The 26,260-nt window shown below is 71.5% G+C and carries 27 protein-coding genes; 13 read left to right on the top strand and 14 right to left on the bottom strand.

The genetic code is table 11. The features are described 5' to 3' along the window. Positions 1 to 228: 228 nt before the first annotated feature. On the bottom strand, positions 229 to 1,317 hold the full coding sequence (locus ACZ5PB_RS03855; RefSeq protein WP_468687494.1) for a DUF4349 domain-containing protein: 1,089 nt from the start codon (positions 1,315 to 1,317) through the stop codon (positions 229 to 231). A 139-nt stretch (positions 1,318 to 1,456) separates the two neighbouring features. On the opposite strand from ACZ5PB_RS03855, the gene hemG reads away from it, so the two are divergent. Together hemG and hemQ are read left to right on the top strand one after the other, a co-directional pair. Next, positions 1,457 to 2,938, top strand: a complete 1,482-nt coding sequence (hemG, locus tag ACZ5PB_RS03850; protein WP_468687492.1) for a protoporphyrinogen oxidase — start codon at positions 1,457 to 1,459, stop codon at positions 2,936 to 2,938. A 4-nt stretch (positions 2,939 to 2,942) separates the two neighbouring features. Beyond that, on the top strand, positions 2,943 to 3,692 hold the full coding sequence (hemQ, locus tag ACZ5PB_RS03845) for a hydrogen peroxide-dependent heme synthase (RefSeq protein ID WP_468687491.1): 750 nt from the start codon (positions 2,943 to 2,945) through the stop codon (positions 3,690 to 3,692). 125 nt (positions 3,693 to 3,817) lie between these two features. Here hemQ and ACZ5PB_RS03840 read toward each other — a convergent pair whose 3' ends face one another. The 6 genes from ACZ5PB_RS03840 to ACZ5PB_RS03815 all read right to left on the bottom strand — a co-directional run bounded on the left by ACZ5PB_RS03840 (position 3,818) and on the right by ACZ5PB_RS03815 (position 10,840). After that, entirely contained in the window at positions 3,818 to 5,503 is a 1,686-nt protein-coding gene (locus ACZ5PB_RS03840; protein ID WP_468687489.1) for an alpha/beta hydrolase, read from the bottom strand. Positions 5,504 to 5,617: 114 nt separating this feature from the next. Beyond that, on the bottom strand, positions 5,618 to 6,430 hold the full coding sequence (locus tag ACZ5PB_RS03835; RefSeq protein ID WP_468687487.1) for a TIGR04222 domain-containing membrane protein: 813 nt from the start codon (positions 6,428 to 6,430) through the stop codon (positions 5,618 to 5,620). Between the two features lie 120 nt (positions 6,431 to 6,550). After that, the gene (locus tag ACZ5PB_RS03830; protein WP_468687485.1) at positions 6,551 to 7,651 is read right to left on the bottom strand and encodes a TIGR04222 domain-containing membrane protein; all 1,101 of its coding nucleotides are present in this window, start codon (positions 7,649 to 7,651) and stop codon (positions 6,551 to 6,553) included. Beyond that, positions 7,648 to 9,045, bottom strand: a complete 1,398-nt coding sequence (locus ACZ5PB_RS03825; protein WP_468687483.1) for an MbnB/TglH/ChrH family RiPP precursor modification enzyme — start codon at positions 9,043 to 9,045, stop codon at positions 7,648 to 7,650. The genes ACZ5PB_RS03830 and ACZ5PB_RS03825 overlap by 4 nt, the downstream gene beginning before the upstream one ends. Positions 9,046 to 9,162: 117 nt before the next feature. Next, the gene (locus tag ACZ5PB_RS03820; protein ID WP_468688270.1) at positions 9,163 to 9,960 is read right to left on the bottom strand and encodes a DUF4142 domain-containing protein; all 798 of its coding nucleotides are present in this window, start codon (positions 9,958 to 9,960) and stop codon (positions 9,163 to 9,165) included. Positions 9,961 to 10,126: 166 nt separating this feature from the next. Beyond that, positions 10,127 to 10,840: a peptidyl-tRNA hydrolase gene (locus ACZ5PB_RS03815; protein ID WP_468687481.1), complete on the bottom strand. Its 714-nt coding sequence runs from the start codon at positions 10,838 to 10,840 to the stop codon at positions 10,127 to 10,129. Positions 10,841 to 10,925: 85 nt separating this feature from the next. Between ACZ5PB_RS03815 and ACZ5PB_RS03810 the strand changes: the two genes are divergently transcribed. The 3 genes from ACZ5PB_RS03810 to ACZ5PB_RS03800 are packed head-to-tail and all read left to right on the top strand — an operon-like array spanning position 10,926 to position 13,155. Then, on the top strand, positions 10,926 to 11,600 hold the full coding sequence (locus ACZ5PB_RS03810; RefSeq protein ID WP_468687480.1) for an AIM24 family protein: 675 nt from the start codon (positions 10,926 to 10,928) through the stop codon (positions 11,598 to 11,600). After that, on the top strand, positions 11,597 to 12,487 hold the full coding sequence (locus tag ACZ5PB_RS03805; protein WP_468688268.1) for an ATP-binding cassette domain-containing protein: 891 nt from the start codon (positions 11,597 to 11,599) through the stop codon (positions 12,485 to 12,487). Before ACZ5PB_RS03810 ends, ACZ5PB_RS03805 begins: the two co-directional genes overlap by 4 nt. Then, positions 12,484 to 13,155: an ABC transporter gene (locus ACZ5PB_RS03800; protein WP_468687478.1), complete on the top strand. Its 672-nt coding sequence runs from the start codon at positions 12,484 to 12,486 to the stop codon at positions 13,153 to 13,155. The genes ACZ5PB_RS03805 and ACZ5PB_RS03800 overlap by 4 nt, the downstream gene beginning before the upstream one ends. Positions 13,156 to 13,182: 27 nt before the next feature. On the opposite strand, the gene ACZ5PB_RS03795 is transcribed toward ACZ5PB_RS03800, so the two are convergent. After that, on the bottom strand, positions 13,183 to 14,076 hold the full coding sequence (locus ACZ5PB_RS03795; RefSeq protein WP_468687476.1) for a polysaccharide deacetylase family protein: 894 nt from the start codon (positions 14,074 to 14,076) through the stop codon (positions 13,183 to 13,185). Between the two features lie 75 nt (positions 14,077 to 14,151). Here ACZ5PB_RS03795 and ACZ5PB_RS03790 point away from each other — a divergent pair, with 75 nt between their 5' ends. Then, complete coding sequence (locus ACZ5PB_RS03790) at positions 14,152 to 14,619, top strand: GNAT family N-acetyltransferase (protein WP_468687474.1); 468 nt, start codon at positions 14,152 to 14,154, stop codon at positions 14,617 to 14,619. Between the two features lie 31 nt (positions 14,620 to 14,650). On the opposite strand, the gene sigJ is transcribed toward ACZ5PB_RS03790, so the two are convergent. Then, the gene (gene sigJ / locus ACZ5PB_RS03785) at positions 14,651 to 15,619 is read right to left on the bottom strand and encodes an RNA polymerase sigma factor SigJ (protein ID WP_468687473.1); all 969 of its coding nucleotides are present in this window, start codon (positions 15,617 to 15,619) and stop codon (positions 14,651 to 14,653) included. A gap of 116 nt (positions 15,620 to 15,735) precedes the next feature. Here sigJ and ACZ5PB_RS03780 point away from each other — a divergent pair, with 116 nt between their 5' ends. After that, positions 15,736 to 16,113 carry a hypothetical protein gene (locus tag ACZ5PB_RS03780; RefSeq protein ID WP_468687472.1) on the top strand — a complete coding sequence of 126 codons (378 nt, stop codon included), beginning with the start codon at positions 15,736 to 15,738 and terminating at the stop codon, positions 16,111 to 16,113. 32 nt (positions 16,114 to 16,145) lie between these two features. Here ACZ5PB_RS03780 and ACZ5PB_RS03775 read toward each other — a convergent pair whose 3' ends face one another. The 4 genes from ACZ5PB_RS03775 to zapE form a co-directional block, all read right to left on the bottom strand. Next, positions 16,146 to 17,036 carry a polyphosphate kinase 2 family protein gene (locus ACZ5PB_RS03775; RefSeq protein ID WP_468687471.1) on the bottom strand — a complete coding sequence of 297 codons (891 nt, stop codon included), beginning with the start codon at positions 17,034 to 17,036 and terminating at the stop codon, positions 16,146 to 16,148. 439 nt (positions 17,037 to 17,475) lie between these two features. Next, complete coding sequence (locus ACZ5PB_RS03770) at positions 17,476 to 18,909, bottom strand: alkaline phosphatase PhoX (RefSeq protein WP_468687469.1); 1,434 nt, start codon at positions 18,907 to 18,909, stop codon at positions 17,476 to 17,478. A gap of 129 nt (positions 18,910 to 19,038) precedes the next feature. Then, positions 19,039 to 19,464: an OsmC family protein gene (locus ACZ5PB_RS03765; protein ID WP_468687467.1), complete on the bottom strand. Its 426-nt coding sequence runs from the start codon at positions 19,462 to 19,464 to the stop codon at positions 19,039 to 19,041. Positions 19,465 to 19,508: 44 nt separating this feature from the next. Then, complete coding sequence (zapE, locus tag ACZ5PB_RS03760; RefSeq protein ID WP_468687465.1) at positions 19,509 to 20,597, bottom strand: cell division protein ZapE; 1,089 nt, start codon at positions 20,595 to 20,597, stop codon at positions 19,509 to 19,511. Positions 20,598 to 20,634: 37 nt separating this feature from the next. On the opposite strand from zapE, the gene ACZ5PB_RS03755 reads away from it, so the two are divergent. From ACZ5PB_RS03755 to msrB, 4 genes are all read left to right on the top strand, one after another. Then, the gene (locus ACZ5PB_RS03755) at positions 20,635 to 21,399 is read left to right on the top strand and encodes a pyrimidine reductase family protein (protein ID WP_468687463.1); all 765 of its coding nucleotides are present in this window, start codon (positions 20,635 to 20,637) and stop codon (positions 21,397 to 21,399) included. A gap of 246 nt (positions 21,400 to 21,645) precedes the next feature. After that, a complete protein-coding gene (locus ACZ5PB_RS03750; protein WP_468687462.1) occupies positions 21,646 to 22,116 on the top strand; it encodes an indole-3-glycerol phosphate synthase in 471 nt (156 codons plus the stop codon). Between the two features lie 43 nt (positions 22,117 to 22,159). Then, complete coding sequence (gene murC, locus ACZ5PB_RS03745; RefSeq protein WP_468687460.1) at positions 22,160 to 23,575, top strand: UDP-N-acetylmuramate--L-alanine ligase; 1,416 nt, start codon at positions 22,160 to 22,162, stop codon at positions 23,573 to 23,575. A 25-nt stretch (positions 23,576 to 23,600) separates the two neighbouring features. Beyond that, a complete protein-coding gene (gene msrB, locus ACZ5PB_RS03740) occupies positions 23,601 to 24,008 on the top strand; it encodes a peptide-methionine (R)-S-oxide reductase MsrB (RefSeq protein ID WP_468687458.1) in 408 nt (135 codons plus the stop codon). A gap of 78 nt (positions 24,009 to 24,086) precedes the next feature. Here the strand turns inward: msrB and ACZ5PB_RS03735 are convergent, their stop codons facing one another. Further along, entirely contained in the window at positions 24,087 to 25,121 is a 1,035-nt protein-coding gene (locus ACZ5PB_RS03735; RefSeq protein ID WP_468687456.1) for a DUF6907 domain-containing protein, read from the bottom strand. 211 nt (positions 25,122 to 25,332) lie between these two features. On the opposite strand from ACZ5PB_RS03735, the gene ACZ5PB_RS03730 reads away from it, so the two are divergent. Both ACZ5PB_RS03730 and ACZ5PB_RS03725 read left to right on the top strand, forming a co-directional pair. Then, positions 25,333 to 25,659 (top strand): hypothetical protein, encoded by a 327-nt coding sequence (locus tag ACZ5PB_RS03730; protein ID WP_468687454.1) that lies wholly within the window; start codon positions 25,333 to 25,335, stop codon positions 25,657 to 25,659. Continuing rightward, positions 25,656 to 26,141: a hypothetical protein gene (locus ACZ5PB_RS03725; protein WP_468687453.1), complete on the top strand. Its 486-nt coding sequence runs from the start codon at positions 25,656 to 25,658 to the stop codon at positions 26,139 to 26,141. Before ACZ5PB_RS03730 ends, ACZ5PB_RS03725 begins: the two co-directional genes overlap by 4 nt. Positions 26,142 to 26,260: the final 119 nt, after the last annotated feature.

The raw sequence follows: 26,260 nt of genomic DNA, 5'->3' as shown, positions 1-26,260 counted from the left end.
GCTGGTTTTTTGTTCTGTGAGTGTGGGGGGGGGGTTTCCAGCACGTTCCCCCTCTCACCGGGGTATGGGGGGCGGGGGGGACCTCCGCGGCCAGCCACGTATTGCCTGCACATGACCACCGGCCGTGGCCGGGCCCGCCACCCGGGGTCTGGGGCGGAGCCCCAGTTTCGGGAAGGGGCGGGGAGGGGAGAGGCCCCGCGCAGCGGACCCCCACCCACCCCCGCACGGCTACTTTTCGTTCGGGTTCGGCTCCTCCGGTTCCTCCCGGGCCGGCGGGGACACCGGGTGGTGGGACGGGTAGGACGGGAACGTCGGGGTGCGGCGCGTGCGGCGCGGGGTCAGGCGCGGGGACAGTACGTGGCGCCAGAGCAAGTAGACGAGCGCCAGTGTCGCGGCGAACGGCGCCACCGCCCCCACCACCATCGCGATCCACCTGACCGTCGTCAGAAACGCCTGCCAGCCGCCGTCCAGCGCGTCCAGGAATCCCGGCTCGTCATCCACCGGCGGCGGAGTCGGCTTCTTCTTCGGCGGGGTCTCCGAGATGACCAGCGTGATCGTCGCCATGCCGGTGCGGTCCTTCAGCGAGGCCTGCTGGGCCAGCAGGGAGTCCAACTCCGACTGGCGGGTGGCCAGTTCCGCCTCCAGGGACACCACGTCCGTCAGCTTCGTCGCGCGGTTCATGAACTCCTGGACCCGCGCCACACTCACCCGCTGCGACTTGATGCGGCTGTCGATGTCCACCACCTCACTGGTGACGTCCTTCGCGTCCGCCTTCCGGGCGAGGAGCTTCCCGCCGCTGTTCTCCAGAGTGGTGAGCGTCTCCGAGTACTTGTCCTGGGGGACGCGCAGCGTGATGCGCGAGTAGACGTGGCCGGTCGAGTCGCGTTCGGTGGACTCGTTGCCGACCAGGCCGCCCGCCGTCTCCGCCGTCGTACGCGCCCTGGCGAGCGCCTGCGTCGCGTTGGACACCTGGATCTGGAGCTCCGCGGTGCGGATGACGTGGAGTTGGGGCTGGGAGGGGGCCTTGGGAGCGTTCGGAGCGTTCGGAGCGTTCGGGGCGTTCGGCTGTTGGGGCTTTTGGGCTTCGGCTCCCTCGTTGCCGGGCTTGGCCTTGTCGGCGGCGCCCGCGCCCGCTCCCGGGTTCGGTGCCGCGGCGCCCTCCGGGCGTTTGGCGGCGGAGTCGCTGCTGGTGGCCCTGTCACCGCTCGCCCCGCACCCGCCGATCGCGAGCGTGGCCGCCACCACCGCCGCGCCCACGTAGGAAATGCGCCGTCGGCGTCCTGCCGTACGGGCTGTTGTACGTACTGCTGCACGCATTTCGGTCCCCCCGAAAGTGGTGAAGGATGTTGCAGGTTCGACGTACGGGACGGGGGCGCGGGTTGCCCTTTTCCGGTTCCGAAGCGGCTCCGAAGCGGTCACGGTCGGGATACGCATGCGCGTTTGAGACAGTGGGGGTATGAACCACGGTACGGACAGCACGCCGCCCCACGTCGTCGTCATCGGCGGCGGCATCTCCGGTCTCGCCGCCGCTCACCGGCTGGTCGTCGCGGGCGGGGTCCGGGTGACCGTCCTGGAGGCCACGGACCGGCTCGGCGGCAAGCTCCAGGCAGGCGAAATCGCCGGTGCGCCGGTGGACTTCGGGGCCGAGTCGATGCTCGCCAGACGGCCCGAGGCGGTGGCGCTGGCGAAGGCGGTCGGGCTCGGGGAGCGGATGGCGCCGCCGTCCACCGCCTCCGCCTCGCTGTGGAACCGGGACGTGCTGACCCCGATGCCCAAGGGGCATGTGATGGGGGTTCCCGGTGATCCGGGTGTGTTGAGTGGGGTGCTGTCAGAGGGCGGGCTCGCGCGGGTCTCGATGGATCGGGAGCTGCCTCGTACCGACGTCGGCGACGACATGGCGATCGGGGAGTACGTCGCCGCCAGGCTGGGGCGGGAGGTCGTCGACCGGCTCGTGGAACCGCTGCTCGGCGGGGTGTACGCCGGGGACGTCTACCGGACCTCGATGCGGGCCGCCGTACCGGCGCTGTACGAGGTGGCGGCCTCGTACGACTCCCTCCTGGAGGGTGTGCGCGAGGTGCAGCGGCGGGCTGCCGCCAACCAGCAGGACGGGCCCGTGTTCATGGGCATCGACGGGGGGATCGGCACCCTTCCCGACGCCGTCGCCGCAGCCGTACGGGCCGGGGGCGGGCGCATCCTCACCGAGACGCCCGTGCTCGGGATGGCCAGGAGCGGGGACGAGGGAAGCGGGGACGAGGGCGGGGGCGGGTGCTGGCGCATCCGTACCGACGAAGGGGTGGTGGAGGCCGCCGGGGTCGTGCTCGCCGCGCCCGCCTGGTCCGCGTCCGCCCTGCTCGCCGACGAGGCGCCGGTCGCCTCGGCCGAGCTCTCCTCGGTCGAGTACGCGTCCATGGCCCTGGTGACCATGGCCTTCGCCCGCAAGGACGTGGACGCCGTACTGCCGGACGGGTCGGGGTTCCTGGTGCCGCCCGTGGACGGGCACACCATCAAGGCGTCCACCTTCTCCACCCGCAAGTGGGGGTGGGTCGACCGGCACGCCCCTGATCTCTTCGTGCTGCGGACCTCGGTCGGGCGTTACGGCGAGGAGGAGCACCTGCACCGGGACGACCACGACCTCGTCGACGTCTCGCTGCGGGACCTCGGGGCCGCCACCGGGCTCGCCGCCAAGCCCGTCGAGACCCGGGTGACCCGGTGGATCGGCGGACTGCCGCAGTACCCCGTCGGCCACCTCGGCCGTGTCGCGCGGGTCCGCGAGGCCGTCGCGAAGCTGCCCGGACTGCGGGTCTGCGGGGCCGCGTACGACGGTGTCGGGATCCCCGCCTGCGTCGGCAGCGGCGAGCGCGCCGCCACGGAGATCATCGAGGAGATTTTGGCCACGCCCACCCTGGTGGAGGGCACGGCGAAGGGCACGGGACAATAGCCACATGACTGCTCAGGAGAACGCCGCCACCGAGGCTGCCGCCGGCGCCCCCGCCAAGGCCCCGAACGCGGGCAAGAAGGCCAAGGACCTCAACGAGGTCATCCGCTACACCCTGTGGTCCGTCTTCAAACTGCGCGACGTGCTGCCGGAGGACCGCGACGGCTACGCCGACGAGGTCCAGGCGCTCTTCGACAAGCTGGCCGCCGAGGACGTCACCGTCCGCGGTACGTACGACGTCTCCGGGCTGCGCGCCGACGCCGACGTGATGATCTGGTGGCACGCCGAGACCTCCGACGAGCTCCAGACCGCGTACAACCTCTTCCGTCGTACGAAGCTCGGGCGTGCGCTGGAGCCGGTCTGGTCGAACATGGCGCTGCACCGGCCCGCCGAGTTCAACAAGTCCCACATCCCGGCCTTCCTGGCCGACGAGACGCCGCGCGACTACGTCTCGGTGTACCCCTTCGTGCGGTCGTACGACTGGTACCTGCTGCCCGACGAGGACCGTCGCCGCATGCTCAAGGACCACGGCATGATGGCCCGCGGCTACCCCGATGTGCGCGCCAACACCGTCGCCTCGTTCTCGCTCGGCGACTACGAGTGGCTGCTCGCCTTCGAGGCCGACGAGCTCTACCGCATCGTCGACCTCATGCGTCACCTGCGCGCCTCCGAGGCCCGCATGCACGTCCGCGAGGAGGTGCCCTTCTACACCGGGCGCCGCAAGAGCGTCGCGGACCTGGTGGCGGGGCTGGCGTAAGCACGCCCCCGCGTACGGGTTTCCCGTACGGCTCGTACGGTGACACGTACGGAAATGACTTGGTGGCGGGGACGAGGACCATGGGTGCGTGGTCCCGACGTCTCCCGCCACCCCAGCCCGGAAGATCAGACGACGGCCGGAATCCCCTCGGGGAGGGCCCTGTCGTCCAGCGACACCGGGTTCGGCTCCCGGTGCGGCGCGCACGCAGCGCGCCGCACCGGTGTTTCACCGGTCAGCAGGTACTTCTCCATGTGGCCGTTGACGCAGGCGTTCGCGCCGCCGCCGATGCCGTGCGTACCGGCGTCCTCCTCGGTGACCACGACCGCGCCGGGCAGCCGCTTCCGCAGCTCCAGGGCGCCCTTGTACGGGGTCGCCGCATCACGCTCGGCGGCCAGGATCAGGATCGGCGGCAGCGCCCCCTTCGCGGCCCGCACGTCCACCGGCTCCTGCTGGGGCTGCGTCCAGTACGCGCACGGCAGGTTCATCCAGACGTTGTCCCAGGTCTCGAACGGGGCGCGCTTCGCGAGCCGGGTGTTGTCCCGGTCCCAGGTGGCGAAGTCGGTGGGCCAGCGGGCGTCGTTGCACTCCACGGCTGTGTAGACGGCATTGCCGTTCTCGTCGTCCTTGGCCGCTTCGGGGCGCGGTGCGGCCTGGTCGATCAGCGGCTTCCGGTTGCCCTTGAGGAACTCGGAGAGCGCGGTGGCGCGCATCGGCCACACGTCGTCGTAGTAGCCCGTCTTGAGGTACGCCGCCTGGAGCTGGCCGGGGCCCACGGTTCCGCCGGCCGGCTTGTGGGTCAGCTCGGCGCGCACCCTCGCGTAGCTGTGCGCGACCTCCTCGGGGGTGGAGCCCAGGCCGTACACCTTGTCGTGCTTGGCGACCCAGGTGCGGAAGTCCTCCCAGCGCTGCTCGAAGGCGGCCGACTGGTCGAGGTTGTTGCGGTACCAGATCTGGCTCGGGTCGGGGTTGACCACCGAGTCGAAGACCATGCGGCGCACGTGCGAGGGGTAGAGCGTCGCGTAGAGCGCGCCGAAGTAGGTGCCGTACGAGGCGCCCATGAAGTTGAGCTTGCGCTCGCCGAGGGCGGCGCGCAGGACTTCGAGGTCGCGGACGTTGTTGAGCGAGTGGTAGTGGCGCAGCGCCTTGCCCGCCTTGCGTGCACAGCCCTGCGCATAGGTCTTCGCGCGGGCGATCCGCTCCTTCTTGTACGCCTCGGAGGGGTGCGTGGGCGCCTGGCTGGGGGCCTCGGCGAAGTCCTTGGGGTCCATGCAGGACAGCGGGGCGGAGCGGGCCACTCCGCGCGGTGAGTAGCCGACCGTGTCGTACGCCGCCGCGATCCGCTTCCACTCCTGGAGGCGCGAGACCAGGGGGAAGTACATGCTGGAGGCGCCGGGGCCGCCGGGGTTGAAGATCAGGGCGCCCTGGCGGGGGACGGGCTTGTTCTTGTTCTTGTTCTTGTCCTTGGTGCCGCCGGTGGTGCCGCCGGTGGTGCCGCCGGTTGATGTGCCCGTCGCCTTCAGGCGGCTGACGGTCAGTTCGATCTGCTTGCCGTGCGGGGCGGCGTAGTCGAGCGGGACCTTGACCGTGCCGCACTGGATCGGGGCGGGCAGGTCCTCCGAGGCAGGGCACTCGCCGAACTTGATGCCGGAGCGCAGGGCCCGCTCGGCGGCGAGCGCGGTGCCGCGCGCCTCGGGGGAATCCCGGAGCGACGGGGGAGTGCCTGTCACGCTGCCCGCAGGGGCCGCGGCGAGGGCGGTCAGAACCAGGGAGCCGAGGGTGGTGGCGGCTCCGTACAGCGCAAGTGCTCTCATCGCGATCCCTTGGTCTTGTGCGGTGACAACTGCTGCGGATGATCTCCGTAGCGGACAATAGGGATACTTGGCAAGGTAGTTGACGATGTAAAGCACCTGTGTGCGGTGTCGGGGTCATTGACTCCGATGCGCGACGGGGCGGGCGGTGCGGGGGCGCGCGAGGGCGGTGCGCAGCTCGGGGTCGGGTATCGCGCGGATGCCGGAGAGGGCCACGGCGGTCAGGAGGGCCTGGTCGGGGTGGGGGCCCGAGTCCGTGGTCAGGTCTTCCGGCAGGGTGCGGAGCAGTTGTCTGCCCGAGGCGGAGGCCCAGCGGGTGTACGGGTGGACCTCCATGCGCGCGACGGCGAGGGTGCCGAGCGTCAGCAGCAGCGGCAGGGTGAACCAGAGGGCGACCCGGCCGCGTTCGGCGGGTTCCTGCGTGAGGCCGAGGGCCGCGAAGGTGCCGAGCAGCAGGACGAGGACGCTCGCGTTGCGCACCGCCCGGACGCCGCCCGCCATCGCGTGCCTGGTCCGCGCCGGGACGGCGAGGCCCGTGGCGACCAGCCGGTCCGAGAGGGCCCGCACCGTGTCGGAGCCCGCCACCGCGGAACGTACCGCTGTCGTACGGGACTGGCCCTCGGGTCCGGCGGCCGCGATCGCGGCCCGGTCGAGGGCGTCCTCGCCGTGCGGGGCGACGACGGTGGTCCAGCCGGTGTGGGCGAGCAGCACCAGGCGGCGGGCGTGCAGCGACAGCAGGGTCAGGTCGGCCACCCGGCCGGGGCCGCCGCTGAGGAAGGCGGCCTCGGGGAGCGTCAGTGCGCCCACGTGGGGCGGTGCGTCGGGAACGGCCGTGTCGGCGGCGTCGACCGAGGCGGCGGCGACGCACAGCCGGGCGCAGGAGGCGATGGCCGCGACCCAGGAGAGCAGCAGGAACAGGACCCAGAACATGTCGGAGTTCTATGCGAGGCGAGTGGCGGGGCGCCATGGCATGTGCATGGTGTGGGCGGAGTGTTGTGGAGCTGTGACCGAGGGTCGAGGGAAGTGGGGGGCAGTGGGCGTTTTGCGAGGTCAGAAGCCTCCGCCGCCTCCGCCGCCGCCTCCTCCACAACCGCCGCCTCCGCCGCAGCTCGACCCTCCGCCGCCTCCGCCCCCACCGCCGCCGCAGCTCGACCCTCCGCCCGAGCCGCCGCAGCCACCCCCGCCCCCGCCTCCTCCGCCGGAGCAAGTGCCTCCGCTGCCACCGGTGTTGCCGGCGCACCCCGACGAGGTGCCACAACCCGTGCCTCCGTCACCCCCGCCACCTCCGCCATCGCCCGCGGCCGCACCGGAGCACCAGGTGACCGGGAACAGGTAGGGCGTGTTGTTCGACGGCGTGTGGCCGGGCGTCGGACGGTGGCCGACGGCTGCGCGGAGCTGGTCCCGGAGTTCGGTGTCGAGCAGGACCCGGATGCCGCCGATGGCCACCTGCTGGGCAGGGGTGACGGCGTTCGCCGGGTCGCCGCGGTACGTACGGATGGCCTGTCGGCCCTGGGCGGTGACGCGGCGTTTGGCGCGGGCGTACATGACGAATCCGGTCACCGCGCCGATCAGGAGAACGGGCAGCACCCGCAGGACGAAGGGAGTCGACGGGAAGAATTCCCAGGTGTCCGCGTACCGGTAGCGCGACTCGGAGACCCGGTAGACGAAGGTGAGCGCGATGGCGGGGGGCAGCGCGACCAGGCAGCCGATCCCCTGGATCAGACCCCAGCGGCGCCAGTTGCGGGTCGCCTGCGGCTCCAGGAGCAGTCCGCGCGCCGCGAGCCCGTCGCCGATCTCCTGTACGGCGGGACTGCGCATCGCCGCCAGACGGAGGCTGTGCAGGGCCCCGTTGGGCGCGGCGTCGTACTCGTGGAGCACCGCCCGCTCCACGGTGTCGCGGGCCGTCCTGCTCCGTACGACGATGATGCCGGGGCCGCCGATGGTCAGCCGTCCGTCCGTGTGCAGGGCGGTCAGCGCGGTGTCCACGGTGCGCGCGGGGCCGCCGATCAGGAACGCCGCGTCCATGAGGTCGTGCAGGGTGGCGTGTCCCCGGCCCCGGCGGCGGTCGGTGACGGTGTGGGTGAGGACGAGGAGGAAGGCGGAGCCGCCGACGAGGACGTTGACGACGACGGTGAGGTCTGCCGAGTTCATGCCGGGTGCACCTCCCCGGTGGCCCGGGCGCGCCGCCGGGGCTTCGCCCGGGTCGCCGCCGCCCGGGCCGCGCGCAGGAGCCGGGTGGTGCGGGTCGGGGGCCGGGCGGAGGCGCGGTCCTCCCACCAGTGGGTGAGCGCGCGGCGGGCCGCCGGGTCCAGGGTGCCGTGTACGAGGGTGTGTTCGGCGAAGTCGAGGGCGTCGCGGCGGTAGCCGGAGCGGAGCGGGCGGGTCAGGGCGTACGCGAAGAAGGTCCGGCGGAAGTCGTCACCGAGGAGGGCGGGGAGCTCCGGGGCGACCTTGGCGACGATGTCGGCGCGCTTGCCGGTGAGCGCGCGGGTCTGGACGCGGAGCCGCGGCCCGTCGAATCCCTCGGGCACGGGCCCGGCGGCGACGAGGGCATCGAGGAGGGCGGCCTGGGCGAGGGCGAGGCGTTGGCGGGCGGCGGGGTCGGAGGAGAGGGCAGGACCGGCGGAAGGGCCGGCGGCAGGGGGTTCAGTGAGTGCGGGGCGCCCGTCGTGGGTGCTCACCGTCGTGCGGATCAGGTCGAGTTCGGCGGCGAGGGTTGCCGGGGGTGGGAAGTTCTCGTCCCGTTCCAGCAGGACGCCCGGCGGGGTCACCCGGGAGCGGAGTTCGGACAGGACGTTCAGTACGGGCTGGGTCACCGGGTGGGCGTGCGTGTCGTGCCAGACGCCGTCCTTCTCGATTCCGCCCGCCACGTGGACGTACGCGATGGCCTCCACCGGGAGCTCGTCCAGGGCCTTGGCGGGGTCCTCGCCGCGGTTGACGTGGTTCGTGTGGAGGTTGGCCACGTCGATGAGGAGGTGGACACCGGTGCGCTCGACCAGTTCCGCGAGGAACTGGCCCTCGGTCAGTTCCTCGCCCGGCCAGTTGATCAGGGCCGCGATGTTCTCCAGGGCCAGCGGGACCGGCAGCTGGTCCTGGGCGATGCGCACGTTCTCGCACAGCACGCGCAGGGCGTCCCAGGTGCGCGGGACGGGGAGCAGGTGGCCCGCCTCCAGGAGCGGGGACGCCGTCTGCGTGCCGCCCGCGCGGACGAACGCGATGTGTTCGGTGATCAGCGGTGCGCCCAGCGCCTGCGCCCGTGCCGCCAGGTCCGCCAGCCGCGCCGGGTCCGGGCGGTCCGCGCCGCCGATGCCCAGCGAGACGCCGTGCGGGATCACCTTCGTACCCCTGGCGCGCAGCCGGACGAGGGAGTCGGGGAGGTGGCCGGGGCAGATGTTCTCCGCGACCACCTCCACCCAGTCGACGCCGGGCAGTGCCTCGATGGTGTCGGCGATCTCGGGCCGCCAGCCGATTCCCACGCCGAGGCGCGGCAGCCGCCCGGTGGCTGTGGTCGGCCGGGCGTCGGGCAGTCGTGTGCGCTGATTCATGTTCGTCCCCCTACTGGTGCTGTGCAGGGGTCATGGCCCCGGCAGGTGGCGCTGAATCCACCGAGGGGGACGTTCAGAGGTTGATTTGAGGTTCCGCGAGTCCCTCGGACGGCGGAACTACGGCTGTGTGGCGGGGCTGCCGATCTCACCGGACGCGGGCACGGCGGGCGCCGAGGGCAGTGACGTGAAGTCCTGGGTGCCGGTCGGCGCGGCCGGTACCGGCACCGGGACCCGGACGCCGGGGACCGGCGCGGGCGGGCCCGTGGGGCTGGCCGTCGCGCCGCCCGCCGCCTCGTTGGCGATGGCGTCGAAGTCGACCAGACCGGTCGCCTCCAGCATGGTGATGTGGTCCAGGACGGTCTGGTTCGAGGCGTCCGCGAGCTGGCGGATCAGTGCGTTGCGGGTGCTGTTGCGGACCTGGGCGATCACGGCGAACACCTTGCCGTGCGCCCGCCGGAGCAGGTTCGCGAAGAGCCGTTCGTACGTGGTCCCGGAGGCGGCCGTCAGCTGCCGCAGCCAGCCCTGCTGTTCGTCGGTCGGCTGGTTCGGCAGCTCGATGCCCAGCTGGGAGGCGACCGAACGGGCCCGGGCGTCCAGGTCCGTGTGGCCGACCACGAGGTGGTCGCCGGCCGCCTTGACCGACTGGCTCGGCGCCCGCTCGATGGCCTGCTGCCCGGCCGGGAGCTCCCACAGCCCGGCCAGCCGTACCTTCACCAGGAGGTCCCGGTCGGCGGCCGACAGCGGCCCCCACTTGGTGCTGACCGTGGACGCGGCCAGATTGGCCTGGCCGGTGCCGGAGCGGTCGGCGTACGACCAGACCGGGAAGGCGAGCGCGGCCAGGGTGGCCACCAGCGCCGTGATGACGAGTGCGGTGCCGTTGACGCGCCGTAACAGTGCGAAGGCGGTGCTGGACATGGAGGTGGAGATGGACAAGTTCGCTCCCGGGCCCTGTGCGTCGTACCAGTCGTGCGGTTCGTACGGGACGACTCCATCGCCAAGTGCCTTGATCCTTCAGGCGCTTGGCCGCATTCATGGGTACGTGTGACGCACCTGACGTGTTCAGCCCGGGACTGGAGTTCCGCTAGGGGTGCGGTGTGCCCACCCGGTGGTGACCCTCGACCGCGACCGTCTTCCCCGGTGCGATCTCGGTGAACCCCGCATCCCGCACGACCGGCAGCCCCGGGTCCGCGGCGAGCTCCCGCCACTTCTCTGCCGAAGCCGTCCGTACGGACAGCGGGAAGCCCGTCGCGCGCCAGGCGTCGCGCTCCGCGTCCGAGAGCTCCCACCAGCCGAGCTGTGCACCGTGCCCGGCCTGGGCCATCGTCTTGCCCGCCGACATGTCGAGCTCCGGGTTCACCCACAGCACCGGGTGCGCCGGGTCCGGCTCGCCCGGCTCCTCGGGGTCGTCCAGGTCCGTCCCCGACACCTGGAGCTTGGCCAGCTCCTTGGGCCAGCCGTCCAGCGGCACCGGCGGGAAGACCCGTACCTCGGCCTCCTTGCCGGTCACCGTGATGCCCGGCAGCGCCGACGCCTTGCGCCACTCCGCACCGCGCGCCCGCCGCACCACCTTGCGGATCCGCGCGTCCTGCCAGTTCCGTACCGCCTCGGCCCATTCGCCGTCACCCAGCGAACGCTCGTCGGACAGCATCACGAGGACCGCGCGGGCCGCCGTCTCCAGCGCGTCGGTACGGGCCGGCGGGTCCGCCTTCTCGATGTGGACCACCAGGGGCAGGACGAACTGGGGGGCCGCGTCGCGCTCGTCCGAAAGGTCCGCGGGGGTGTCTTGGCTGCTCATCCGGACAAGTTTGCCAGGGCTCGACAGGGATCCCGTCGGGTACCGCACTTGTGGTACCGAATCATCCCTTGCCAGGATGTTCGGCATGAAGAGTGACCTGTTCGCAGCGGAAAACATGGCCCAGCCGGCGGCTGCGCCCGGCATGACCCTCCAGAACGCCAAGTCGGTGAAGTACGCGGTCAACGGTGAGATGCACGCCCGGCAGGGCGCCATGATCGCCTACCGGGGCAACCTCCAGTTCGAGCGCAAGAGCCAGGGCATCGGCGGCATGCTCAAGCGGGCCGTCACCGGCGAGGGACTGCCGCTGATGGCCGTGCGCGGGCAGGGCGAGGCATGGTTCGCGCACGAGGCGCAGAACTGCTTCATCATCGACATCGAGCAGGGCGACGCCCTCACCGTCAACGGCCGCAACGTGCTGTGCTTCGACGCGACGCTCACCTACGAGATCAAGATGGTCAAGGGCGCCGGCATGACCGGCGGCGGTCTCTTCAACAGCCTCTTCACCGGGTACGGCAAGCTGGCCGTCGTGTGCGAGGGCAACCCCCTGATCATTCCGGTCACCGGCCAGGCCCCAGTGTACGTCGACACGGACGCGGTCGTCGGCTGGAGCGCCCAGCTCAGCACCTCGCTGCACCGCTCGCAGTCGGCGGGCTCGATGATCCGGGGCGGCTCGGGCGAAGCGGTCCAACTGATGCTCCAGGGCGAGGGGTTCGTGATCGTACGGCCCAGCGAGCTGACCGCGCAGAAGGCGGCGAACTGAAACTCGACCGAGTAGGACGACGTTACGGACTCAGCGGGGCGTGGGTGCTCCGCCGGGTCGACCTGGAACTCCCGCCGGGCGCCCTGGTCCGCTTCCGGGGCGCCAACGGGTCGGGAAAGTCAACCCTGTTGAGGGTCGTCGCCGGGATCGACACCCCGAGCGAGGGCCGGGTGGAGGGCCGCCCGGCCCGCGTCGCCTACGTCCCCGAACGCTTCCCCGGCGCCCTTCCCTTCACCGCCCTGGGCTATCTGACGCACCTCGGCCGCATCCACGGTCTCGGGCGCGCGGAGGCGAAGGCGCGGGCGGGGGAGTGGCTGGAGCGGTTCGGGGCCGGGGGACACGCCCGTACGCCCGTCTCGGAACTCTCCAAGGGCACCGCGCAGAAGGTCGCGGTTGCCCAAGCGCTGCTGGCCGCACCGGAGTTGCTCGTACTCGACGAGGCCTGGACCGGACTCGACGAGGCGGCCAGGGGAGAGCTGGACCGCGCGGTGGCCGAGCGGGTCGCGGCGGGCGCGAGGGTGGCCTTCGTGGACCACGACCCACGACGGCTCGCGGAGGTCGTGGACGTGGCCTACCTGGTGGACGGTACGCAGGTCGTTCCCGTCAACTCCTCTGATGCTGAGGCGGATTCGGGTCCTCGCGTACGCATCGTCGCGGTCGGTCCGCACGGCGCGGCGGTCCCTGCGGGGCTGCCCGGCGCGCCGAAGGCCGAGGCGGAGCCCGACGGGGCCACGGCGCTGACGGTGGCGGCGGTGCACTCCGACGGGGTGCTGCGCGGCCTGCTCGGCGCGCGCCCGCCGTGGCACGTGCGGGCAGTATCGACGTACCAGGACCAGGACCAGGTGCGACAGGACGACCGGGAACAGCAGGGACAGGAACACGTGTGAACGCTCTTCTGCGCTATCAACTCGCCCTGCTCGCAAGGTCGCAGCGATGGCTCGCCCCCGTACTCCTCTACGCGGCCTTCCTCGCCGTCGGAGTGCAGAGCGGTCAGCCCGTTCTCGACTCGCTCGGGTACGGGTCCGCCGCCCTGCTGCCCGTCGCCGTCTGGCTCGTGCGGGTCTGCGTCAGCAACGAGCCCCCGGCCGCCCGGCACTGTGCCTCGGCCGCCACCTCGCCCTCGCGCACGCACCTCGCCGCGCTGCTCACCGCGTTCGGGTGCACGGCGGCGCTGGGGGTGCTGGCCACCGCCTTCGTCATGCTGGTCAGCAAGTGGGCCGACACCGAGGGGCAGGTACGGATCTCTCCGTGGGCCGCCGCCGGAGCGGGTCTCTTCGCGGCTCTCACCTGCGCCCTGCTGGGCACGGCGGTGGGCGCCCTGTGCAGCCGTCCGGTGCTGCACGGCACCGGCTGGGGCATCGCCCTCTCGGCGGCGGGCGCCCTGCTGGCCCTCGTCGCCGTGGGCTCCCCGGCCCGGACGGCCGTGGCTGCCCTGGTCGGCGGCTCGCACACGGGAGCGGTGACCGTACCGCTGCTGCCGTTCGCCGTGGCGGTGGTGCTGGCATGCGGGGTGGGGGCGGTGGTGTGCGGACTGAGCGGCCGCCGAGCGGGTTAGGCCCCCTCACTCCACACACCCGTTCCCTCAGCGCCGCCCGATCAGCTCCGACACCTTCACGAAGCGGTAGCCCTTCTTCCGCAGCTCCGGCACGATCCGCCGGATCGCCCGCTCCGTCGTCGGCGCCGCACTGCGCGTGCAGTGCATGACGACGAGCGAGCCGGGCCGCACCCCGGCGAGCACCTGTTCCGCCACCGCGTCCGCGTCCGTGGCGAAGGCGTCCCCGCTGACCACGTCCCACTGGACGGCCGTCACCTTGGCGGGCCCGAGGTTGCGCAGCGCCCGGTCGTCGTAACACCCGCCGGGGAAGCGGAAGTACGGCACCACGTTGCGCGCCCCGGCCTTGCGGAACGCGCCGAACGCCCGGTCCACGTCCGCGCGCATCTCCTTCGGCGCGACGGTCGGCAGGCCGTAGCAGTCGGACTTGAAGGCGTGGTGGCTGTAGGAGTGGTTGGCGATCTCGAAGTTCGGGTCGGTGCCGATCGAACGCGCCTGGTCCGGGTACTCCTCGGCCCACCGGCCGGTCATGAAGACGGTCGAGGGCACCTTGGCCCGGCGCAGTGCGTCGATCAGCCCCGGATTGTCGAACCGTTCGCCGCGTGCCGCGCGCGGCCCCTGGTCGGCGGTCATGTCCGCGTCGAAGGTGAGCGCGACGACCTTCTCCCGGGTCCCCTTCGGGGCCCGCTCGAAGACCGGCGTCAGCCCACCGGGCCCGGCGGCGACGGTCGGCGGAGCGGTCGGAGCGGAGGCCGGAGGGGGAGGAGTGGCACCGGTGGCACCGGTGGACTTCGACGGTACGGAGCCGGCGGGCGTGCGGCGCGCCTCGGCGCCACCCTCGCCGCCCCGGTTCTCCGTTCCGCACCCCGCCAGGGCCGCCCCCACCACCGCCACCGCGAGCATTCTTCGTACAAAAGTGGTCACTGACGGAAAGTATCCGATCAAGTGCGAAGGGTCGGACAGCGGCGCGGCCTCCGTCCGGTGAGTAATACTCTCCTGGTGACCTCAGTTATTACCGTCCGCCGTGCCACCGCCCGCGACGCCAAGCGCCTCACCCGTATCGTCCGCACCTCGCGTGCGTACGAGGCACCGTACGAGTCGATGGTGGCGGGCTACCGGGTCGGCCCGGACTACATCGAGGCCCACGAGGTGTACGTGGCCGTCGACCCGGCGGACGACCCGGCCGACGACACGGTCCTGGGCTTCTACTCCCTCCTGCTCGACCCGCCGGAACTGGACCTCCTCTTCGTCGCCGACGCCGCCCAGGGCCGGGGCATCGGCCGCCACCTGATCACCCACCTCACCTCCCGCGCCCGTGAGGCGGGCATCGCATCGGTTCGGGTGGTCTCCCACCCGCCGTCGGAGGGCTTCTACCGCAGCGTCGGCGCCGAGCCGGTCGGCACGGTCCGGGCGACCCCGCCCGCAGTCGCCTGGGACCGCCCGGAACTGGCACTTCCGATTCACTGAGCCCCGGCTGCCGGGAGCGGGGCCCCGGGGCTCAGCCCTGCCCGAGCCCGGTCCACGGGCGGAGCTTCTCCGGGTTGCGCACGGCCCAGATGCGGGTGACGCGGCCGTCGTCGGTGAGGTCGAAGGCCGCCACCGTCACGGTCACGCCGGTGTGCTGGGCGACCAGGCCGGGACGGCCGTTGACCGTACGCTCCAGGAGGGTGAGGCCGGGGGCCTTGTCGGCTATGTGGACGAGGTACGCGGCGATGTTCTCGTGGCCCTCGACCGGGTGGAGGACGGTGCCGACCAGTCCGCCGCCGTCGGCGACCATGGTGGCCTCCGGGTCCAGGAGACCGACCAGCGCCTGGATGTCCTTGGCCTCCCAAGCCTGCTTGAACTCCCGTACGAGAACGGCCTGTCTGGCCTGTCCGGCCTGCCCTGCCTGTCCGGGTGCCGGGGCGGGCGGTACCTTCGCGGCGTCCACGCGGCGGCGGGCCGAGGTGGCCAGCTGTCGGCAGGCCGCGGCCGTACGTCCGACGATCTCCGCGATCTCGGGGAAGGGGTAGCGGAAGACGTCGTGCAGCACGAACGCCACGCGCTCCGCCGGAGTCATTGATTCCAGTACGACGAGGAACGCCATGTTCACCGACTCGTCCAGGGTGACCCGGTCGGCCGGGTCCACGGCATCGGTCCTGCCGCCGCCCGCCCACCCGCCTGCCCACTCCCTGCTGTCGGGCAGCGGCTCGGGCAGCCACGTGCCCACGTAACGCTCGCGCCGGGCGCGCGCCGAGCCGAGCTGGTCCAGACAGATCCGCCCGGCCACCGTCGTCAGCCACGCACCGGGCGACGCGATGGCCGCCTGCTGCCGCGACGACATCGCGTACCAGCGGGCGTACGTCTCCTGTACGGCGTCCTCGGCCTCGGCCAGTGAACCGAGCAGCCGGTAGGCGAGGTTGATCAGCCTCCGGCGCTCGCCGACGACCACACCGGGCTCCGGCTCCGTTCCCGACAGCGTGCTCATGCTGGTGATCGCCCCCCGATTCCCCGACGTCCGGCCTCACACTTCGCGGGCCTGCGTCGTCAAGCTGCCGAGACAGTACCGACCCACCGCCGCGAGGCAGAACAGGGGACCACGGCATGGCCACCCAGACGATGACAGAGCACCGCAAGATCACCTTCGTACAGGTCGCGACAGCCCTGCAGACCCTGTCCCTCTTCTTCCAGGCGACCACCGCGGGGGTGCTCCTGACCTCGCCCACCGGCGCGATGCTGCACGACGTCGGATCGCGGGTGATGTACGGCGCGGCGATGCTGTACGTCCTCGCCGCGGTCCTCGCGTGGCGGCCGGGCGGCGGGTCGCCCCGCCCGATCCTGTACGCGAGCGGGTTCCTGGTGCTGGCGTCGGTGCAGGTGGTGCTCGGCATCGCGCACGTACCGGCGCTGCACGTGCCCCTGGGCATCCTGATGTTCGGCCTGAGCCTGCTGGTGCTGTGGCGCCCGGGCCGCCGGAACTGACCGGGTCCCGTCCCCTTGCCCTGTCCGGCTCCTCAGGGGCTGTTCAGCAGCCTCCTCCTGCACTCCTCGACGTCGAAGCCGGCCTTCGGGTACTGCGGGTCGAGGGCCTCCAGGTGCTCGTGGAGGAGACTGCTGATGGCCCAGTTGCGGTACCACTTGCGGTCGGCGGGGACCAGGTACCAGGGGGCGGCGGGCGTCGAGCAGCGCTGGAGGGCGATCTCGTACGCCTCCTGGTAGGCGGGCCACAGGGCGCGCTCGTCGATGTCGCCCGGGTTGAACTTCCAGTGCTTCTCGGGGTTGTCGAGCCGTTCGAGCAGTCGGCGCTTCTGCTGCTCGTAACTGATGTGCAGGAAGACCTTGACGATCGTGACGCCACTGTCGGTGAGCGACTTCTCGAAGTTGTTGATGTGCTCGTAGCGGCGTTCGATCTCGTCCGGCGGGGCCAGCTCGCGGACCCGGCCGATCAGTACGTCCTCGTAGTGCGAACGGTCGAAGATGCCGATCTCACCGGCCTCGGGCAGGGCCTTGGTGATGCGCCAGAGGAAGGAGTGGCTGAGCTCTTCCTCGGTCGGCGCCTTGAAGGCGCGGATCCGGCAGCCGGACGGATTGAACTGCCCGATGACGTGCTTGACGGTGCCGCCCTTGCCGCTGGTGTCCATGCCTTGCAGGACGAGCAGTACGCGCCGGGGGTCGCCGGCGGTGCTCGCGGCGTACAGGCGTTCCTGGAGGTTGCCGAGGGCGGGGGCGAGGGCGGCGGTGGCGGCCACGCCGGTGAGTTTTTCGCGGGGGCCGAGGGGGGTGGAGTCGGCGGGGTGGTCGGAGAGGCGGACGGGCTCACCGGGAGGCAGCCGAAGCCCTTCGCGCACGGAAGCGCGCCCCTTGGATTTCTGCTCAGCGTGCCGCTTGGCCACAACGCACCCCATCCCACTAGCCCGAACCAACCCCCCGATACTCCCCCCTCTCCCCCCAACCCGCGACCCCTCAACCCTCTGTGCCCTAGCCCCCTTGGGCGGCGCCCCCGCCCCCACCCGTTGCCCCGCCTCCTTGGGCGGCGGGGCCGCCCCCCGGGGGCGGGACGGGCGGGCAAGGGGGCGGCCCCCGGCGGAGCCGAACCCTCCGGGCCGTGCCACCTCCGCCTCCGTACCGCTTCAGCGCACTTCAGGGGCCTGCCGTACTGGCTCGCCGGGGTGGGCCGGGAGCGAGGCAGTGGGGCGGGGTCGGGGGGCCGCCCCCCTTGCCCACCCGTTCCGCCCCCGGGGGGCGGCCCCGGTGCCCAAGGGAGGCGGCGGCGGGGGTAGCGCCCCCGTGCTCAAGGGAAGCGGCGGGGGCGGGGGCGGGGGCAGCGCCCCCGTGCCCGAGGGGTTAGTCGGTCCAGGGGCCGGTGATGGCGAAGGTGGTGCCTGGGGTGTAGCAGTTGAGGTACATCGTCGACTCGTCCGGCGAGAAGGTGACTCCCGCGAACTCGCCCCACTCCGGCTCCTCCGGAGTACCGATGTTCTGCCGCCCCCGCGCCATCTCGTACACCTTCCCCCGCCGGCTCAGCCCATAGACGTGCTGCGCCCCGTCCCCGTCCTCGCACACCATCAGCCCCCCGCTCGGCGCGAGACAGATGTTGTCCGGGGACTCGCCCGGCAGCTGGATGTCGGTCGCAGGCCCGAAGACCACGACCAGCGTCAGCCGCCGGCGCCTCGGCTCGTACTTCCACACCTGGCCGAAGTGGTCCCGCGCGGACCCCTCCTTGGAGCGGGCGAAGCTGGAGACGAAGTACACGGCGTCGTCGCCCCAGTAGCAGCCCTCCAGCTTCTGGGCGTGGGTGATGCCCTTGGGCCCGAAGTCCTGGAGCCGGATGGGGGTCTGCTTGGCGAGCGGGTCGGGAACCGGCACCCACTCCACCCCGCCGAAGCTCTTCCCGGTCTCGTGCACGGCGGACAGGTCCGGCACCCCCGGCACCCGCATCGCCTCCAGCTCGCCCCCGGCGCGCAGCGAACCGACGCCGCCGTGCGGCTTCTCGGGCAGGAAGCGGTAGAAGAGGCCGAAGGGGCGCTGGAACGCGTCCTCCGTCTCGTACACGATCCCGCTCCTGGGGTCGATGGCGATCGCCTCGTGCTGGAAGCGGCCCATCGCGGTCAGCGGGACCGCGCCGGTGCGGTGCGGGTCGGCCGGGTCGACCTCGAAGATGAAGCCGTGGTCCTTGGTGTAGCCGCCCGTGCCGGCCTTGTCCTCGTTCTCCTCGCAGGTGAGCCAGGTGCCCCAAGGGGTGGGCCCGCCAGCGCAGTTGACGGCCGTACCGGCGATCCCGACACGCTCCTGAAGGACGTTGTTGCGGCCGTCCAGGGTGAGGGCGGTGCAGCCGCCCTTGGCCGCCGGGTCGTAGGTGAGGCCCTCGACCGTCGGGACGCCCAGCTTGGCGGACATCCGGTTCTCGTGGTTACGGACGAGGTGGACGCGGCCGCGCCTGCCTCTGAGGGCGGTCATGCCGTCGTGGTTGCTCGGTACGGGGCCCTCGCCGGAGCGCAGCGGATCGCCCTCGCGGGAGAGGACCTTGTAGCGGAACCCCCGGGGGAGGTCCAGGAGGCCCTTGGGGTCGGGCACCAGCGGCCCGTACCCGGCATTGCCGTGGCCCCCACCGCGCTGCGCGGCCAGCGCCGTACCCGCGAAGATCTCGGAGAGCGCGCCGGTGAAGGCGATCCCCGCGCCCAACGCACCCGTACGGGCGAGGACTTGACGCCTGGAGGCGCCGTCGGGGGAGGAACTGTGCGAAGACGTGTCGGACGTGTCGATCGAAGACGAAGACATGGGGAACTCCCTGCTGGCGGACAGGAACGCGACCCGCACGTGTGTAGCACGCAACCGGTGACACGTGAACCGGTCGCGCACGAAACATGCGGGTCAACGCACCTCAGCAGGTACCAACCAGCCCCGAAATCAGGAGGATTCGACCGTCAGTGTGATGGTCGTGCCCGTCAGTGCCTGGCTCACCGGGCAGTTCTTCTTGGCGTCCTCGGCAGCCGCCTCGAAGCCCGCCGCGTCCAGGCCGGGGACCTCGCCGCGCACGGTGAGGTGGATGCCGGTGATGCCCTCGCCGGGCTGGAAGGTGACGTCCGCCTTGGTCTCCAGACGGGTGGGCGGGGTGCCCGCGCCGGTCAGCCCGTGCGACAGCGCCATCGAGAAGCAGCTGGAGTGCGCGGCGGCGATCAGCTCCTCGGGGCTGGTCCTCCCGTTCGCGGCCTCGGCGCGCGAGGGCCAGGAGACGGCCTGGTCGGCGATGCCGGAGGAGTCGAAGGAAACGGTGCCGGAGCCCTTGAGGAGCTCGCCTTCCCAGACGGTGTGCGCGGTACGGACGGTGGCCATGACAGCGGTCCCTTCATGCAGGCAGCTCGGTATCGCCACCCAACCTACTGCGCCACCAAACCCTTCGCGTCCCGTGCGAGTGCCGTCAGCCGGGAGATGGCGCGGAAGTACTTCTTGCGGTAGCCGCCGTTCAGCATCTCGTCACTGAAGAGCTCGTCGAACGGCAGTCCGGACGCGAGCACCGGCACCTCGCGGTCGTACAGCCGGTCCGCGAGGACCACGAGCCGCAGTGCCGTCGACTGGTCGGGCACCGCCGTCACCCCGGTCAGGCAGACCGCCGCCAGATCGTCGGTGAGCGCCCCGTACCGGCTCGGATGGACCTTCGCGAGGTGGGCGAGCAGCGCGGGGAACGCGTCCAGGCTGGCGCCGGGCGTCGCGTGCGCCGCCCGCTCGACCTGCTCGTCGCTGTACGGAGGCGGAGCTTCCGGCAGCCCCCGGTGGCGGTAGTCCTCGCCGTCGATGCGCAGCGGCCGGAAGTGGGCGGACAGGCCCTGGATCTCGCGCAGGAAGTCGGCGGAGGCGAACCGGCCCTCGCCCAGCTTGCCGGGCAGCGTGTTGGAGGTCGCGGCCAGTGCCACGCCCGCCTCGACCAGCCTGCTGAGCAGCGAGGACACCAGCACCGTGTCACCCGGGTCGTCGAGCTCGAACTCGTCGATGCACAGCAGCCGGTGCCCGCTGAGGGTGGCCACCGTCTGCTGGAAGCCCAGCGCGCCGACCAGATTGGTCAGCTCCACGAACGTGCCGAAGGCCTTGAGCGAGGGCTCGGCGGGCGTCGCGTGCCAGAGCGAGGCGAGCAGGTGGGTCTTGCCGACGCCGTAACCGCCGTCGAGGTAGACCCCGCGCGGCCCGGCCGGCTTCTTCTCGGGCTTCTTGGCGAACCAGCGGCGCTTCCCGGCGTCGGCGGGGGCGCCGAGTCCGGCGGCGAAGCCGCTGAGCACCCGTACCGCTTCGGGCTGGCTGGGCTGGTTCGGGTCCGGGATGTACGTGTCGAAGCGCACGGCGTCGAAACGCGGCGGCGGCACCATCTCGGCGACCAGACGGTCGGCGGGGACGTGCGGCTCGCGGGCGCACAGGGACAGCGGAGCCGCTTCGGATATGGGGCTGGGCCCCTGAGCAGCGGTGGAGGACGACACAACGGTCCACCATAAGGGCCGTGCCAGACTGCCTTCCATGCGACGCCTGTTCCCTGTGACCGAAGAGACATCCGCAGCCGGTGCCCGCGAGTGGGGGCTCGACGAGCTGGCAGAGGCCTATGCGTACCCCTCGGACGCCGAGGTCTGGGTACGCGCCAACATGGTTTCCTCACTGGACGGGGCGGCCCAGCACGACGGTCGTTCCCAGCCGATTTCCAGCGACACCGACATGCGCGTCTTCGGCACCCTGCGGGGCCTCGCCGACGTGGTCGTGGTCGGTGCGGAAACGGTACGCCTGGAGGGCTACCGCCCGGCACGCGCGCGTGAGGCGTTCGCGGAGCGGCGCAGGGCGGCGGGGCAGGCCCCGGCACCCGCCATCGCCGTCGTCAGCGCGAGCCTGGACCTGGATTTCTCGCTTCCGCTTTTCGTCTCGCCCCTCGTGCCGACGCTGCTCCTGACCGGCGCCACGGCGCCGCTGGAGCGCATCCGCGCGGCCAGGGAGGCCGGGGCCGAGGTGCTGATCGCCGGGGACGGCGGCCGGGTGGAGATGGGCAAGGCGGTACGGGCGCTGGCGGAGCGGGGCCTGACCAGGCAGCTCACCGAGGGCGGGCCGAGGCTGCTGGCCCAGTTCATCGCGGACCGGGCGCTCGACGAGCTGTGCCTGACGGTGTCCCCGGTGCTCACCGCGGGGCGGGCCCAGCGGATCACGGACGGACCGGGGCTCACGGTTCCGGATCGCTTCTCCCTGGCCTCCGTACTGGAAGAGGCCGGGTTCCTGTTCACCCAGTACCGTCGGAATTGACCCGGTAGTGGATCATTCGACACTGTAAGTCCGAGGTTGCTGGGTGACGGCAAAAGGCGGAATTTGTCGTTCCGCTTAGCTTCCGCTGGGCACACTTACCTCGCGGTCCCCGTGCGCGCACGGCGTGCGGGCACGGGGAAGGATGGTTTCCGCAACGTTTCGCGGCGGCCGGAACGCACAGGTGTTCCGGTCAGGGATCGGGGCGTGCAGACGTACCGGTCAGAGAATGGAGAAAGGGCGCCCGACGTGTTCACGAGCGTATTGATGATCGAGAAGCCCCTCACTGCGGCCGACGTGGAGTTCGTGACGACCCTGCACGGCGATGAGGCCGTCTCGTTCGTGGTGCTGATGCAGCCGCGCGGCGACCAGGCGGACGTACTGCTGAGAGCCATCGACGACGTGGCCATGGGGGAGCTGGAAGAGGCGGTGCACGAGGGCGACGAACCCGAGGGCGCCCAGGCCAGGCTGCCGGCCGAGCAGTCGCTCGCGGTGTCGCTGACGGCGCTGCGCCAGGCGGGCAGCGAGGCGGTGGGCCGGGTCGTCGAGGAGCACCCGCTCGACGTCCTGAAGTCGGTGGTCGACGAGACCGGCGCGGACGAGGTGATCGTCCTGACGGCGCCGCACTACGTCGAGGAGTTCTTCCACCGCGACTGGGCCTCGCGGGCGCGCCACAAGGTCGGCGTACCGGTGCTCAAGCTCTTCTCCCACAGCGAATAGGCTGGGCACTCCTTACCAGCCGCACCACCTGGGAGACAGACGAATGGCACCCGGTATCCCCACCGCCATGGACCGACCGCACTTCATCGGCATCGGCGGGGCCGGAATGTCGGGCATCGCCAAGATCCTCGCCCAGCGGGGTGCGAAGGTCGCGGGCAGCGACGCGAAGGAGTCCGGCACCGCCGAGTCGCTGCGCGCCCTGGGCGCCACGGTCCACATCGGGCACGCGGCGGGCAACCTCGCGGACGACGCCACCAGTGTCGTGGTGTCGTCCGCGATCCGCGCCGACAACCCGGAGCTGGTCCGCGCCGCCGAGCTGGACATCCCGGTCGTCCACCGCTCCGACGCCCTCGCCTCCCTGATGGACGGCACGCGCGCCATCGCGGTGGCCGGCACCCACGGCAAGACCACGACCACCTCGATGCTGGCCGTGGCCCTGACCGAGCTGGACCTGGACCCCTCGTACGCGATCGGCGGCGACCTCGCGGGCCCCGGCACCAACGCCCTGCACGGCGAGGGCGACATCTTCGTCGCCGAGGCCGACGAGAGCGACCGCAGCTTCCAGAAGTACGACCCCCAGGTCGCCATCGTCCTCAACGTCGAGCTGGACCACCACGCCAACTACGCCTCGATGGACGAGATCTACGAGTCCTTCGAGACCTTCGCGGGCAAGATCGTCCCCGGCGGCACCCTGGTGATCAACGCCGACCAGGCGGGCGCGGTCGAACTCGCCACCCGGCTGTGCTGCAACGAGATGCTCAACATCGTCACCTACGGCGACTCCGCCCAGGCCGACGTACGCGTCCACAAGATCACCCCGCGCGGTCTGACCAGCGAGGTGACGGTCCTGCTCAACGGCAAGTTCCTCACCTTCACGGTCTCGGTCCCCGGCGCCCACTACGCGCACAACGCGGTCGCCGCCCTGGCCGCGGGCGTGGCTCTCGGCCTGCCGGCCCACAACCTCGCGTCCGCCCTCGGCAAGTACACCGGCGTCAAGCGCCGCCTCCAGCTCAAGGGCGAGGAGCAGGGCGTCCAGGTGATCGACTCCTACGCCCACCACCCCACCGAGATGACCGCCGACCTGGAGGCCATGCGCGGAGCGGTCCCCGGCGAGGCCCGCCTCCTGGTCGTCTTCCAGCCCCACCTCTTCTCCCGCACCCAGGAACTCGGCAAGGAGATGGGCGACGCCCTCGCCCTCGCGGACGCCTCGGTCGTCCTCGACATCTACCCGGCCCGCGAGGACCCGATCCCGGGCATCACCAGCGCCCTGATCATCGACGCGGCGAAGGCCGCGGGCGCGGACGTCACCCCGGTCCCGGACAAGTCGGCGATCCCCGAGGTGATCGCGGGAATGTCCCGCCCCGGCGACCTGGTTCTCACCATGGGCGCGGGCGACGTGACGGACCTGGGCCCCCACATCTTGAAGAAGCTCAGCCTGACCCGCCTCGCTCAGAAGTAGGTCCAGAAGCAAGGGGACACCTTCCATGCCGTACGACATCGAAAAGCCCGACGAGCAGTGGCGCGAGGAACTGACCCCGGCCGAGTACGCGGTACTCCGCCAGGCCGGTACCGAGCCCGCCTTCGTCGGCGAATACACCGACACCAAGACGACGGGCGTCTACTCCTGCCGCGCCTGCGACGCGGAGCTGTTCCGCTCGGACACGAAGTTCGAGTCGCACTGCGGCTGGCCGTCCTTCTACGACCCCAAGGACACCGACGCCGTCGAGCTGATCTCCGACACCTCCCACGGCATGGTCCGCACGGAGGTCCGCTGCGCGAAGTGCGGCTCGCACCTGGGCCACGTCTTCGAGGGCGAGGGCTACCCGACGCCGACGGACCAGCGGTACTGCATCAACTCGATCTCGTTGCGGCTGACGCCGGACGAGAAGTGAGACTCAGAGGTTCACGGAGCGGTGCCCCGCACGCGGAATGCGTGCGGGGCACCGGCGGTTTCGTGTGCGCCGGTACGGTCAGGCCGCGCTTTGTACGACGGACCAGGGCCAGGGCCCGCGGGGCGGGATGCTTCCGGTCCGGCGGACCGTGGAGCCGTCCTGCGCGGTCAGTTCGTCCTGGCTCTCGTGGACTTCGGAGAGCAGCAGGGCCACCTCCTGGTCGCGGTACGGGCCGTCGGCTCCTTGCGGGAGAGTGATCCAGACAGGTCCGTCGTCCCGCGTGTCCCCGATGGCGTGGCCACGGAAATCCGGGTCGTGGACCGGGTGCTCGACGATGTGCGCGTCGCAGTAGTCGATCAGCTCCTGGACGGAGGGCACGGATTGCGGCATCGCGTACTCGCGTCCCTGGGCCAGGAACTCGGCCAGCGCGGAGCGGAGTTGTCCGGCCTCGTCGAACGTCAGGGAGACGTGCGCGCGTTGCTGACTTGAGCCGACTGTGATGTCGATCTGCGGCCACTGGGAGTACGGCATGTGTTCCATTCCCATGTCGATGGTCGTGGACTCGTCCCCGTACCGGGTCCGCTGCATACGGTGCAGTCCGAGGTTGATGCTCTCCTCCTCGGTGGCATGGAAGTACTCGGACAGCAGCCCCGTGGGTGTGTGGGCGTCGCCCGCCGGCCGGTATTGGCACCAGGGCGGGCAGGGGGCGACGAGCTCAAGGGGATGGGTCGGTGACGGGCGGGCATCGACGGACTCGGCGGCGCCACCGGCGATGACGCTGCCGTACCGGTGACGCAGGCCACGAAGGCGCAGGCTGAAGCTCTCCAGCCCGTCGATGAGTTCGCTGAGAGCAGGGATGCCGAGTTCGGCGGCATCGTCGGCTCCCGCGAGCCAGAGACGCGGCAGCTCGCCGCGGGATTGCTCCTCGTAGCTCAGCGCGAGCTGGACGGTGAGGAACGGTACATCGGGCGTCGGCTCCAGACCGCTCGGGGCCGTGAGTGCGACAGGCGTGCTGATGTGGCTGCCGGTCGCCTCGGCATGCGGTTCACGAGCACACCAGGCCGGGCAGTCCTGGGTGGCGGCCTGGCGGGGCAGAACGGTTGCGTTGGACATGATCTCTCCTTGGGTCGGAGTGGTGTCTTGTCCGGCAGTTTGTGTCTGTCCGGTTCACCCGCGGACCTACACTCCCGTTTCGGGCATTGCGCCCCGGATGCAGTGCCGGGCTGGAGCCCATGACCTGGTGTGCGAGGGACTCGGGACCAGGTGGGCGGCAGCCATCGGGAAGCGGCTTGAACCTTCGTAATACGCGTCTTACGATGGCGGTATGGCGAAGACGCGGATCAGTATCAGCCTGGAGCGGGAGCAGGCTGAGTGCATCAAGCATCACGCGGAGCGGGCGGGGATGGATGTCTCGGCCTATCTGGTGCATGCGGCCACCCGCCAGATGGCTGAGAGCGACGCCATAGAGGCGCAGTTCGCCGAGGTGGACACCTTGATCGCACGTGCCGAGGCAGAGGCCGGTGCGCTCCACGACGACCCTGCCGGGGCGGGCCCGGAGCTGACGGAGCAGGAGCGGCGGGACGTGGAAGCAGCGCTCGGCCTGGTGCTCGGCGAGGACCAGCAGGGGCATCGCCCTGGTTTTGCCGCGTGAGCGTACGGGTGCCGGTCTACGACACCGGCATGCTGATCGCGCTCGCCGACCGCAAGGCGAAGGCGGTCGCCCTGCACGAGGGGCTGCGGGCCGCGCCACACCGGGCGCTGGTGCTCGGCCCGGTCCTGGCCCAGGTCTGGCGTCCGAACCCCGCGCTGGTGCATGCGCTGTCCGGTGCACTCAAGGACTGTACGGTGCCTCAGGCGCGCTCGGCCGAGCCGCAGATGCGGGAGACCAAGGCGGGGCGCCCGGAGTGCCTGGCCTGCGCGACGGGCCCCGATCTGGCCGACTGGCGCCGGATCGGCACCGCCCTCGGGCGGGCGGCGCTGCCGGCCAAGAAGCGGCCGGACGCGGTGGATGCCTGGGTGGCCCTGGCCGCAGCCCGGCACGGCAGCGCGGTGATCTTTACGAGCGATCCCGGCGACATCGAGGCTTACCTCGCCGTGCTGTCACCGGCGGACGTGCACGTGGTCGCCGTCTGAGGGGGTAGCCCCTGGGCCATGGCGGAGTGCACATCTTGTGGCTGGAGTGACTGGCGATGCTGAAGTCATGCAGGGAGCTGCGCCTGACGCCGGACGCGGACTGAAGGGGCCTGGCCCCG

The sequence above is a fragment of the Streptomyces sp. NPDC032721 genome (genome assembly GCF_055579625.1).
Note: the sequence above shows the minus strand (reverse complement) of the source record. Positions and strands in the feature narration are given on the sequence as shown.

Excerpts from the sequence above, each read along its gene's own strand:
- ACZ5PB_RS03855 (WP_468687494.1), bottom strand. The coding sequence starts at position 1,317 with ATGCGTGCAGCAGTACGTACAACAGCCCGTACGGCAGGACGCCGACGG.
- hemG (WP_468687492.1), top strand. The coding sequence starts at position 1,457 with ATGAACCACGGTACGGACAGCACGCCGCCCCACGTCGTCGTCATCGGC.
- hemQ (WP_468687491.1), top strand. The coding sequence starts at position 2,943 with ATGACTGCTCAGGAGAACGCCGCCACCGAGGCTGCCGCCGGCGCCCCC.
- ACZ5PB_RS03840 (WP_468687489.1), bottom strand. The coding sequence starts at position 5,503 with ATGAGAGCACTTGCGCTGTACGGAGCCGCCACCACCCTCGGCTCCCTG.
- ACZ5PB_RS03835 (WP_468687487.1), bottom strand. The coding sequence starts at position 6,430 with ATGTTCTGGGTCCTGTTCCTGCTGCTCTCCTGGGTCGCGGCCATCGCC.
- ACZ5PB_RS03830 (WP_468687485.1), bottom strand. The coding sequence starts at position 7,651 with ATGAACTCGGCAGACCTCACCGTCGTCGTCAACGTCCTCGTCGGCGGC.
- ACZ5PB_RS03825 (WP_468687483.1), bottom strand. The coding sequence starts at position 9,045 with ATGAATCAGCGCACACGACTGCCCGACGCCCGGCCGACCACAGCCACC.
- ACZ5PB_RS03820 (WP_468688270.1), bottom strand. The coding sequence starts at position 9,960 with ATGTCCAGCACCGCCTTCGCACTGTTACGGCGCGTCAACGGCACCGCA.
- ACZ5PB_RS03815 (WP_468687481.1), bottom strand. The coding sequence starts at position 10,840 with ATGAGCAGCCAAGACACCCCCGCGGACCTTTCGGACGAGCGCGACGCG.
- ACZ5PB_RS03810 (WP_468687480.1), top strand. The coding sequence starts at position 10,926 with ATGAAGAGTGACCTGTTCGCAGCGGAAAACATGGCCCAGCCGGCGGCT.
- sigJ (WP_468687473.1), bottom strand. The coding sequence starts at position 15,619 with ATGAGCACGCTGTCGGGAACGGAGCCGGAGCCCGGTGTGGTCGTCGGC.
- ACZ5PB_RS03780 (WP_468687472.1), top strand. The coding sequence starts at position 15,736 with ATGGCCACCCAGACGATGACAGAGCACCGCAAGATCACCTTCGTACAG.
- ACZ5PB_RS03775 (WP_468687471.1), bottom strand. The coding sequence starts at position 17,036 with ATGGGGTGCGTTGTGGCCAAGCGGCACGCTGAGCAGAAATCCAAGGGG.
- ACZ5PB_RS03770 (WP_468687469.1), bottom strand. The coding sequence starts at position 18,909 with ATGTCTTCGTCTTCGATCGACACGTCCGACACGTCTTCGCACAGTTCC.
- ACZ5PB_RS03765 (WP_468687467.1), bottom strand. The coding sequence starts at position 19,464 with ATGGCCACCGTCCGTACCGCGCACACCGTCTGGGAAGGCGAGCTCCTC.
- ACZ5PB_RS03755 (WP_468687463.1), top strand. The coding sequence starts at position 20,635 with ATGCGACGCCTGTTCCCTGTGACCGAAGAGACATCCGCAGCCGGTGCC.
- murC (WP_468687460.1), top strand. The coding sequence starts at position 22,160 with ATGGCACCCGGTATCCCCACCGCCATGGACCGACCGCACTTCATCGGC.
- msrB (WP_468687458.1), top strand. The coding sequence starts at position 23,601 with ATGCCGTACGACATCGAAAAGCCCGACGAGCAGTGGCGCGAGGAACTG.
- ACZ5PB_RS03735 (WP_468687456.1), bottom strand. The coding sequence starts at position 25,121 with ATGTCCAACGCAACCGTTCTGCCCCGCCAGGCCGCCACCCAGGACTGC.
- ACZ5PB_RS03730 (WP_468687454.1), top strand. The coding sequence starts at position 25,333 with ATGGCGAAGACGCGGATCAGTATCAGCCTGGAGCGGGAGCAGGCTGAG.